General features: G+C 72.7%; 8 protein-coding genes. 2 read left to right on the top strand and 6 right to left on the bottom strand.

The genetic code is table 11. The annotated features are described in order from the left end of the window. Nucleotides 1–406 precede the first annotated feature (406 nt). Nucleotides 407–1,051 (top strand): maleylpyruvate isomerase N-terminal domain-containing protein, encoded by a 645-nt coding sequence (locus tag NIE111_RS02250; RefSeq protein ID WP_238682804.1) that lies wholly within the window; start codon nucleotides 407–409, stop codon nucleotides 1,049–1,051. 214 nt (nucleotides 1,052–1,265) lie between these two features. Here the strand turns inward: NIE111_RS02250 and NIE111_RS02245 are convergent, their stop codons facing one another. The 4 genes from NIE111_RS02245 to NIE111_RS02230 form a co-directional block, all read right to left on the bottom strand. Then, nucleotides 1,266–2,549: a citrate synthase gene (locus NIE111_RS02245; protein WP_112698363.1), complete on the bottom strand. Its 1,284-nt coding sequence runs from the start codon at nucleotides 2,547–2,549 to the stop codon at nucleotides 1,266–1,268. Between the two features lie 186 nt (nucleotides 2,550–2,735). Beyond that, complete coding sequence (locus tag NIE111_RS02240; RefSeq protein ID WP_238682803.1) at nucleotides 2,736–4,790, bottom strand: sulfatase-like hydrolase/transferase; 2,055 nt, start codon at nucleotides 4,788–4,790, stop codon at nucleotides 2,736–2,738. Beyond that, on the bottom strand, nucleotides 4,783–6,213 hold the full coding sequence (locus tag NIE111_RS02235; RefSeq protein ID WP_238682802.1) for a class I SAM-dependent methyltransferase: 1,431 nt from the start codon (nucleotides 6,211–6,213) through the stop codon (nucleotides 4,783–4,785). Before NIE111_RS02235 ends, NIE111_RS02240 begins: the two co-directional genes overlap by 8 nt. 17 nt (nucleotides 6,214–6,230) lie before the next feature. Next, on the bottom strand, nucleotides 6,231–6,380 hold the full coding sequence (locus tag NIE111_RS02230) for a hypothetical protein (RefSeq protein WP_165947858.1): 150 nt from the start codon (nucleotides 6,378–6,380) through the stop codon (nucleotides 6,231–6,233). A gap of 202 nt (nucleotides 6,381–6,582) precedes the next feature. On the opposite strand from NIE111_RS02230, the gene NIE111_RS02225 reads away from it, so the two are divergent. Then, nucleotides 6,583–7,431, top strand: a complete 849-nt coding sequence (locus tag NIE111_RS02225; RefSeq protein WP_238682807.1) for an arginase family protein — start codon at nucleotides 6,583–6,585, stop codon at nucleotides 7,429–7,431. 24 nt (nucleotides 7,432–7,455) lie between these two features. Here NIE111_RS02225 and NIE111_RS02220 read toward each other — a convergent pair whose 3' ends face one another. Then, nucleotides 7,456–8,961, bottom strand: a complete 1,506-nt coding sequence (locus NIE111_RS02220; RefSeq protein WP_238682801.1) for a sensor histidine kinase — start codon at nucleotides 8,959–8,961, stop codon at nucleotides 7,456–7,458. Next, the gene (locus tag NIE111_RS02215; RefSeq protein ID WP_238682800.1) at nucleotides 8,939–9,685 is read right to left on the bottom strand and encodes a response regulator transcription factor; all 747 of its coding nucleotides are present in this window, start codon (nucleotides 9,683–9,685) and stop codon (nucleotides 8,939–8,941) included. The genes NIE111_RS02220 and NIE111_RS02215 overlap by 23 nt, the downstream gene beginning before the upstream one ends. Nucleotides 9,686–9,753: the final 68 nt, after the last annotated feature.

Here is a 9,753-nt window from a genome sequence, read left to right as displayed (position 1 = left end):
TCAGGCCGGGCTCGGACTCGGACTCGGACTCGGGCCGGGTTCGGGCCGGCCGGGTTCGGGCCGGGTTGATCGACTCGGTTTTCTTGAAGTCGGGGCGTCCCGGTGCTGGGGACCCCCCGACTTCCTGAAAGCCGAGTCGATCATGCGCTGAGGAGCGCAGCGCACCGCTCAGCGCTGGGCTGTTGGGCTGCGGTGCCGGGCGCGGTGCGCGCGGGCGCCGGCCGGGTAGCTCGCCGCTGGACGCCGGCCGCACCGCTCAGTGTCGGGCCGTCGGACCGCCGGGCCGTCGGACCGTCGGGCCGTCGGGCCGCCTGACCGTCGGGCCGCCTGGCCGCCTGACCGCCTGACCGCCTGACCGGGGCCGTACAGCTCGGTGGATGTCGATCGGGGCTGTCAGAATGTGCGGATGTCTCGCCCTGTCGACGCCCTGGATGCCAGCTTTCCGGTCGCCGCCTCGATCGCACTGGACCTGATCCGACGCCCCGAGGTGACCGAGCGGTGGTCAGACCCGAGTGCGCTGCCCCACCTGTCCGTGGGTGGCCTCGCGTGCCACCTGGGACGTCAGGCGGTCCGGGCGGCGGAGCTACTGCCGACGCCGACCGACCTGCCGGTGTTGGAGGCGGCCGACAACCATTACGAGCGGGCCGCCTGGGTCTCCGAGGGGTCTCCGGACAAGAACACGGTCGCCTCCGGCTCCGACGAGGCCGACGCCGCACGCGGGCCGGCCGACCTGCACGCCCGTTCCGCCCGGGCCTTGGCGGAGGTCGGCGACCTGCTCTCCCGGGGTGCCGCCCGTGAGGTCGTGCCGATCCCGTGGCAAGGCTGGGCGCTGCGGCGCGGCGACTTCCTGCTCACCCGTCAGCTCGAGATCGTGGTCCACTCCGACGACCTCGCGGTGAGCATCGGCGTCCCTACGCCGGAGTTCCCGGCGGACGTCTTCGACCCGGTACGCGACCTGCTGGTCCGACTGGCCGTGCGCCGCCGTGGCCAGTCCGCACTGATCAGCGCGCTCAGCCGCAGCGAGCGGGCCCAGGACATCTCCGCCTTCTGACCGGCCGCCCCGTCGGTGATCATCCGCCGCCCGGGACCGCCCCCGCGGGTGATCGACTCGGCTTCCTGAAGGGCGCGGTGTTCCGGCGCCACGGACACCGCGCCTTCAAGGAACCCGAGTCGATCATGCCGGGGCGGGGCAGCGCGGAGCGCGGAAACGCGGCAGGCCGCCGACCCGGAGGGGTCGACGGCCTGCTGGTGTAGCGAGGAGCGGGTCAGCGCTCGCCGAAGGGGACGTAGTCCCGCTCGGCGGAGCCGACGTAGACCTGCCGCGGACGGCCGATCTTGGTCTCCGGGTCGTTGATCATCTCGCGCCACTGGGCGATCCAGCCGGGGAGCCGGCCGAGCGCGAAGAGCACCGTGAACATCTTGGTCGGGAAACCCATGGCCTTGTAGATCAGGCCGGTGTAGAAGTCCACGTTCGGGTAGAGCCGACGGGAGACGAAGAAGTCGTCGGCGAGGGCGATCTCCTCCAGCTCCATGGCGATGTCCAGCAGCGGGTCGGGCTTGGCCATCCGGCCCAGCACGTCCTGCGCGGCCTTCTTGACGATCGCCGCCCGCGGGTCGTAGTTCTTGTAGACCCGGTGGCCGAAGCCCATCAGCTTGACGCCGTCCTGCTTGTCCTTGACCTTGCGGACGAAGGACCGGACGTCGCCGTCGCCGGCGTGGATCTGCTGGAGCATCTCCAGCACCGCCTGGTTCGCGCCACCGTGCAGGGGGCCGAACAGCGCGTTCACGCCGGCCGAGACCGAGGCGAACAGGTTGGCGTTGCTGGAACCGACGAGGCGGACGGTCGACGTGGAGCAGTTCTGCTCGTGGTCGGCGTGCAGGACGAAGAGCATGTCCAGCACCTTCGACATCACCGGGTCGACCTCGTACGGCTCCGCCGGCACGCCGAACGTCATCCGCAGCAGGTTGTCCACGTACCCCAGCGAGTTGTCCGGGTACAGCAGCGGCTGACCGATGGACTTCTTGTACGCGTACGAGGCGATGGTGGGAACCTTCGCCATCAGCCGGACCGTGGAGATCTCCACGTGCTCGGAGTCGAACGGGTCCAGGCTGTCCTGGTAGAAGGTGGACAGGGCGCTCACCGCGGACGAGAGCACCGCCATCGGGTGGGCGTCCCGGGGGAAGCCGTCGAAGAAGCGGCGCATCTCCTCGTGCAGCAGCGAGTGCCGCCGAATCCACTCGGTGAACTCGGTCAGCTGCTGCTCGGTCGGCAGCTCACCGTAGATGAGCAGGTAGGAGACCTCCAGGAAGGAGGACTTCTCGGCCAGCTGCTCGATCGGGTACCCCCGGTAACGCAGGATGCCCGCGTCGCCGTCGATGTAGGTGATCGCGGATGAGGCAGCGGCGGTGTTGACGAAACCGGGGTCGTACGTGGTCATCCCGGTTTCCTTCAGCAGCTTGCTCACCCCGATACCGGCGGGGCCCTCGACCGCAGGATGCACCGGCATCGACAGCTGCCCACCGGGGTGATCGAGCTTGACTTCCGTCATGTGGTTCCTCGCTTCGCCGGCAGATCTACGTTGAATTGCCTTCGCTTCTACCGTAATTGCGGCTCGGGGGACAACGTCCGCCGTGGTTCGGCGGTGAGGTATGCGTCACCCGATTCCCGACCGGGCGGCCGGGAAACCCGGCATCCCGACAGTCGGGACCGGACCGGACCGACCCCCGAAGCCAGGTCACGACAGGGCGAGGCGTCGCAGCGTACCGTCTGTCGCGACCTGGAAGACGTCGAGCTGGTTGGTGCCGGCGTGGAAGAGCTTGTCGTCGGCGAGCAGCGCGGCGAACCGGCGTCCGCCGGGGTCGGCGGGCACCACCGGGACGACGGCCCCGATGCGGCCGTTGACGGCGACGGCGAGCAGGGTGCCGTCCGGGATCCGGTCCGGGACGTCGCCCCAGACGAGCGCCGGGAGGGTGCCGGTGTCCGGGTCCGTGGCGGTGAACGCGGCCAGGTCGGCGACCCGTGCGCTGCCGGCGGCGGGGCCGGCGCGTACCTCGGTGCCGACCAGGGGGTGCGGTGTCGGCAGGGGTGGCGGCGCGGGCACGCCGCCGGGGAAGGTGACCGGTTCGCCGGGGCGGTCGTAGAAGTGCTTCGTACCGTCGGTGCGGGGGGTCTGCCGGGCGGAGCGCCCGTCGACCCGCCAGGGCAGCCGGACGCCGGCCTCGTCGGCCACTGTCGGCAGCAGGTCGACGTGTTCCCAGTTGCGGTCGTCCACCCGGCCGGTCTGTTGCCGGGGTTCCTTGACGAACGTCGGCACCCACGCGACCTCGCCGGCTGCGGCCTTGATGGCGTCCATGCCCCGACCCTGCGCGCCGGGGCGGAAGCTGACCCCGTGGTCGGCGGTCACCACGACGAGAGCCTGGTCGTAGAGGCCGTTGGCGCGCAGCGTCCGCAGCGTCTCGCCGATCAGCCGGTCGGTGTAGCCGAGCTGGGCGAGGTGCCGCTGCCGGGCCAGGTCGACCCACCCGGCGCCGTCGTTGGGCAGGTCCTCGGGGGCGTCGTAGCGCGCCCCGGACGGCAGGTACGCCCACGGTGAGTGCGGCATCAGCAGGTGCAGGAAGTGCAGGGTGGGCCGGTTCGTCGGCTTCAGCCCGGCGAGGAAGCTGGTGAACCGGGCCGGTTGGTTGTCGTCCAGGCTGTCCCAGCGGAACGTCGGGTTGGCCGGCACCGGTTCGGCGGCGTCCAGACCGGCTTCGGCGCGGGTCTGCTCGCGGTAGGAGTCCTCCGGGTCGACGGCGCTCTCCGTCGGCCCGGCGACCCGGCCGAGCAGCTTGCCGGTCTCCCGGACCAGCACGCCGAGCCCCTGCTCCGGGGTGACCGGCTGCTCGCAGCGACTGGGCGGGCAGAGCCGGGTGATGCTCTCCTCGGCGCGGATGTCGTACAGGCCGCCGAAGGCGGTGAAGATGTTGTCCGGGTACTGCGAGTAGTGCGGGGCGACCGGCTTGGCCGGGTAGCGGCCGGTGAGCATCGCCGGCAGCGCGTTGGGAGTCCACCCGCTGACGCCGGTGGAGTTGCGGTACCAGGTGGAGCCGGCGGCCAGCTCGGCGAAGTGCGGGTACCGCCCGGCGTCGATCTTCCCGTCCGTGCCGAGCAGGCTGACCAGCGGCAGTTCGTCGAGGATCAGCATGACCACCGGCGGGTGCACGGCCGAGCCCTGCGCGGTGCCGGCCGCGCCACCGTCGCCGCGCGGCAGGACCACCGCCGAGGTGGGTGAGGCGAACAGGAAGAGCGCCACGAAGGCCACCGGACCGGCGGCGGCCAGTCGCAGCACCCGGCCCGGCGCCCGCCACCGCCGGTGCGCGGCAGCGCCGGCGACTCCGGCCAGCACTGCCACCAGCAGCAGCGGTACGCCCCGAAGTGGCGTCACGTGTCGGCCCACCTGCACGGCGAGGGCGGCGACCAGCAGCCCGACCAGGGCGGTGTGGGTGAGGGCGCGGGCGGTTCGGCCGGCCAGTCGACTGAGGGCGCCGAGCAGCGCCACCGCGACTGTCGGGAGCACCGTCACCAGGGCGAGCAGCAGCAGGATCTGGGCCGGGTCGGCGCGGTGGAAGAGGAAGAAGTCGGGGCTGCGGCCGAGCACGTCCAGCAGTGGCTGGGTGACCACGAGACCGACCAGCGCGACGATCTCCAGCAGCCGGCCCAGCTCACCCCGCCAACCCCGGTCCCACCGTCCGGGGGCCGGCGGCGGGCGGTGCTCCGGGGCCGGCGGGGCGACGGAGGCCGGTTCAACCACCCATCACCGCCCGGTAGAGCGTGCGGGTGCCCGAGGGCAGTTCCAGCCGGTCGGTGATCCGTCCTCGGGCGGCGAGCAACGTCTCGAAGGTGTCGCGTCGGTAGTCCGGGAAGAGACCGGCGGGCTTGTTGGCCAGCAGCCGGGTCGCCATCGGGTCCTCCGGGTGGACGAACTCCACCACCACCGCGCCCCCCGTCGCGGTCAGCCCGGCCAGCCAGTCGACGACCTCCGAGAGCGGCACGTTGCGCCCGATCGCCAGGTGGTGCACCACGGCCAGGGCGAGCACCACGTCGGCGGACGCCCGCTCGGCGAAGCCGGCCCGCTCGACGCCCCGCCAGCCGCCACCCGGCGAGGGGTCGGCCAGGTCCAGCACCAGCGGCAGGATGCGGCGCTGGCCCTCGGAGCGCAGCTGTCGGTACAGCTCGTCGACGACGGTCGGGTCCTGCTCGACGGCGACCACGTAGTCGGCGTGCCCGGCCGCCAGCCGGGAGTACCGGCCGTCGTTGGCGCCGAGGTCGAGCACCAGGCGGGGGCGGGTGCCGGCGGCGACAGCGACGGCCACGAACTGCTCCTTCGCCACCCGGTCGCGGGCCGAGTAGCCGCAGGTGCGTTGGTAGTCCGACCAGTGACTCCCGGGCGGGCGGCGGTCCAGCTTGCGGACCAGTTTCTCGATGCCGCGTACGGTGGCGAGCAACAGCTCCCGGGAGAAGCCGGCGGCCCGCAGTTGGTCGCGTACCTCCGTGGTGCTGGCGGCGGCGTTGCGGTGCTGCATGGCCCCGTGCAGGTGCAGATGGGTCAGCACGCCGGGGCGCAGCCGGCGGGCGCCGTTGAAGAGTGGCCGCAGCTCGTCGGCCTCGATGCCGTCGACCCGGGCGCGCAGCCACGGTTGGAAGTCGACGCCCAGGTGGGCGGTGAGCATCAGCGGATAGAGCACTGTCTGGCAGAACTGCCGGTAGCCGGCCCACGGTTCGCCGTCGCGGACCGGCTCGAAGGAGCCGATGTCGATGAAGACCGGTTGCGCGCCGCGCCACTGGAGGTTGTACGCCGAGCCGTCCTTCGTGGTGAAACCCTCGCCGAGCGCGGCTGTCAGGATCTCCAGGTGCAGCAGGGCGGCGTCGCGCAGCATGCTGAACGACCACTCGTACGGGTGGGAGACGAACGGGATGCGCTCGTGGCGAAGCACTGCCGCCCACGGTGTTCCGCCAGCGGCCGGCACCAGGGTGGGCGGGGCGTCCTCGGTGGCGCAGACCTTGCGCGCGGCGACGAGCGCCGGGAAGAACGTGCTGCCGGTCAGTGCCCGCCAGTGCGCGGCGGCCTGGGGGTCCAGCCCGCGCAGCACCTCGTCGCCGACGTGGAAGACCCGGTTGGCGGGGTCGCGGAAGGAGGCCGGCTCGGGCCGTACCTCGGTGGGTGAGATCGCCATCGTCGGGGCTGGCCCGCTCAGCGCTGGTCGGTGGGTTGCCGGCGGAACCGGTCGACCAGCCGTCGCCAGTAGAGTTTCGCGGCGACCGCGGCGCCAGCCACCCCACCGACGACCGCCTGCACGATCAGGCTGCCGGACCCCGCGTCCAGGTAGGCCAGATGTTCCACCGATCGCTCCTTGCCCTCGCCGCCTCGACACCGGCGTCCCAGGGCGTACACCGATGAGGCTTTTGACCCAGAAAGCCGGACTTGTCCCTCACCGTACGCCGGTCGTCGTCGGTGTCGCGGGCACATCGGCGTACTCCCAGCCTCGCCACAGAATGTGGCCGGGACCGGCCGATTCCGCCGGTACGCTGCGGACGTGCGCTGGATGATCGTGGACGCGCCGCTGGACTCCTCGGGCGCCGGGCGCGGCGAGGAGCGGGCCCCTGCCGCGCTGCGCCGCGCCGGCCTGCGCGAGGCCCTGGCCGCCGACGACGACGGTCGGATCGACGAGGCGCGACTGCGCGACCCCCACCGTGACCCGGCCAGCGGGGTGATCGGCGCGGCGGGCCTGGTCCGGGCCGGCGGCGCCATCGCCGCGCGGATCGGCGCGTTGATCGCGGACGGCCACCGACCACTGGTGCTCGGCGGCGACTGCGCGATCCTGCCCGGCATCTGCCGGGCCCTACCCCCGGCAACCGACCTGTGGTTCGTCGACGCCCACCCGGACTTCCTCGACGGCACTACCTCACCGACCGGTGAGGCCGCCGACATGGACCTCTCGGTGGTCACCGGGAACGGCCCCGCCGCCGCCGTCGGCCCCGGCGGAGCGCTGATCGAGCCCGGCCGCGTCCACCTGCTCGGGCACCGCGCGGCCACCGACGAGAGCAGCCGGGTCGAGGCGGCCCGCATTGACCCGGCGATCCACCAGGTCAACGCCGCCGAGGTGCGACGCCGGGGCGCGGCGACGGTCGGCGCGAGCCTGGCCGCCGACGGGGACGGACCCGCCTGGCTACACCTCGACCTGGACGTGGTGGACCCGCGCGACCTGCCCGCGGTGACCTACCCCGAACCGGACGGCCCGCGCTGGGCGGACCTGATCGCGCTGGTCACGCCGTTGGCCCGCGCCGACCGGCTGCTCGGGATGAGCGTGACCGACCTGAACACCGACGAGGACCCCGACGGGCGGCACGCCCGCCGCGTCGTCGAGGTCCTCACCGAGATGCTGGTCAGCTGACCTCTCTGGTGTGCCGTGCGCCGACTATGCGTCGGCTGTGGCATTCGGCAGCCGGACGGTGAACAGTGTTCGACCTGGACGGCTGTCCACCCCGACAGTGCCGTGGTGGGCCTCCACCACCGCCGCGACGATCGCGAGGCCGAGGCCGGTGCTGCCGTGCGCACGAGACCGGGAGCTGTCGCCCCGGGCGAACCGCTCGAACATCTCCGGTTGCAGCTCCACCGGCACCCCCGGCCCGTCGTCGGCGACAGTGAGCACGGCACTGGCGGCGTCGACGGCCAGCGTGGTGGTGACAGTGCTGCCGGGCGGGGTGTGCACCCGGGCGTTGGTGAGCAGGTTCGCCACCACCTGGTGCAGTCGGGCGGCGTCGCCGGGCACCCGGATCGCCACCTCGGGCAGTGCGAGCTGCCAGCGGTGCTCGGGACCGGCGACGTGCGCGTCACTGACCGCGTCCACCACCAGGGCGGTCAGGTCCACCGGTTCGACAGCGAGCGGCCGACCGGTGTCGAGGCGGGCCAGCAGCAGCAGGTCGTCGACGAGGCTGGTCATCCGGGTGCTCTCCGACTCCACCCGACGCAGCGCGTGTGCCACGTCGGCGGGGACCTCGTCACGGCCACGCCGGGCCACCTCGGCGTAGCCGCGGATCGCCGCGAGAGGCGTCCGCAGTTCGTGGCTGGCGTCGGCGACGAACTGGCGTACCCGGGTCTCGCTGGCCTGCCGGGCGGAGAGCGCGTCGGCGACGTGGCCCAGCATCCGATTCAGCGCCGCGCCGACCTGACCGACCTCCGTGCGCGGGTCGGTGTCGGCGACCGGGACCCGGACGGCGAGCGCCACCTCCCCCCGGTCCAGGGGCAGCTCGGTGACGCGGGTGGCGGTGGCGGCCACCCGGTTGAGTGGTCGTAAGGTCGCCCGCACGATCAGCGCGCCCGCCACACCGGCGAGCAGCAACCCGACCGCGGCCACCCCGGCCTGGGCGGCGACCAGCGCCCAGACGGTCTCCTGGACGCCGGAGAGGGGGACCGCGACGACGCGTACCCGGCCATCCCAGTACTGCCGGACCACGGCCCGGTAGTCGCCACGGTCGCCGAGGTCGACGGTGCGTGGTCTGGTGTCGACCGGCAGATCCGCCAGCACGGCGACCTCCCCCACCGGGACGGACTGCTCGTCGGGGAACGGATCGGCGCTGGAGACGCTCTTGGTGAGGGTCCGGGCGCTGGTCACCCGGCCGTCGGTGATCTCGGCGACCACCGCGCCGGACGGTAGCCCGGCTGGGATGCCCGGTCCGTTGCCGGGAAACGCCGGCCGTCCCGGCCGGTCGCCCCGCATGGCCGTGGCGGGGGCCAACTGCGCGTCGAGCCGGTCGATCAGGAAGTGCCGCAGCGCCACAGTGGTCAGGCCACCGATGGCGACGCTGACCAACGCCAGTAGCGCGAGCAGGGCGAACACCAGTCGGGTACGCAGGGAGCGCCCGGCCAGCCACCCGCGGGCGGCGCGCAGCGGGCGGCGTCTACTCGGCGGGTTTGAGGACATAGCCCGCGCCACGCAGCGTGTGGATCATCGGCGCGCGGCCGGCGTCGATCTTCTTGCGCAGGTACGAGATGTACAGCTCCACCACGTTGGCCTGGCCACCGAAGTCGTAGTTCCACACCCGGTCGAGGATCTGCGCCTTGCTGAGCACCCGACGCGGGTTGCGCATCAGGTAACGCAGCAGCTCGAACTCGGTCGCGGTGAGGGTGACGAGCTGGCCGGCCCGGCGGACCTCGTGGCTGTCCTCGTCGAGGCTGAGGTCACCGACGGTCAGCACCGCCTCCTCCCGGGCGGCGATCGCCAGCCCGGAGCGGCGCAGCAACGCGCGCAGCCGGGCGATCACCTCCTCCAGGCTGAACGGTTTGGTGACGTAGTCGTCGCCGCCGACGGTCAACCCGGCGATGCGCTCCTCGACCGCGTCGCGGGCGGTCAGGAAGAGCACCGGCACGGTCGGGGCGTGCTCGCGCAGCCGGCGCAGCACCTGGAAGCCGTCCAGGTCCGGCAGCATCACGTCGAGCACCACCGCGTCCGGCTGGAACTGTCGGGCGGTACCCAACGCCGCCATTCCGTTGCCGGCGGTGCGGACCTGCCAACCCTCGTAGCGAAGGGCCATCGACAGCAGGTCGGTGAGCGTTGGTTCGTCGTCGACCACCAGCACCCGGACGGGTTCACCGTCGGGGCGACGCAGCTCGATCCGGCTCGGCGCGACCTGCCCGTTCATGACCATGGGCCCCATGGTGGCCGCCGCGCCTGTGCCGCGCCCCTGCGGAGGCTGTGCGCGAGCTGTGCGGCCGG

It is taken from the genome of Micromonospora hortensis, from assembly GCF_022230935.1.
Classification (GTDB): domain Bacteria; phylum Actinomycetota; class Actinomycetes; order Mycobacteriales; family Micromonosporaceae; genus Micromonospora; species Micromonospora hortensis.
Note: the sequence above shows the minus strand (reverse complement) of the source record. Positions and strands in the feature narration are given on the sequence as shown.

Excerpts from the sequence above, each read along its gene's own strand:
- NIE111_RS02250 (WP_238682804.1), top strand. The coding sequence starts at position 407 with ATGTCTCGCCCTGTCGACGCCCTGGATGCCAGCTTTCCGGTCGCCGCC.
- NIE111_RS02245 (WP_112698363.1), bottom strand. The coding sequence starts at position 2,549 with ATGACGGAAGTCAAGCTCGATCACCCCGGTGGGCAGCTGTCGATGCCG.
- NIE111_RS02235 (WP_238682802.1), bottom strand. The coding sequence starts at position 6,213 with ATGGCGATCTCACCCACCGAGGTACGGCCCGAGCCGGCCTCCTTCCGC.
- NIE111_RS02225 (WP_238682807.1), top strand. The coding sequence starts at position 6,583 with ATGATCGTGGACGCGCCGCTGGACTCCTCGGGCGCCGGGCGCGGCGAG.
- NIE111_RS02220 (WP_238682801.1), bottom strand. The coding sequence starts at position 8,961 with ATGTCCTCAAACCCGCCGAGTAGACGCCGCCCGCTGCGCGCCGCCCGC.
- NIE111_RS02215 (WP_238682800.1), bottom strand. The coding sequence starts at position 9,685 with ATGGTCATGAACGGGCAGGTCGCGCCGAGCCGGATCGAGCTGCGTCGC.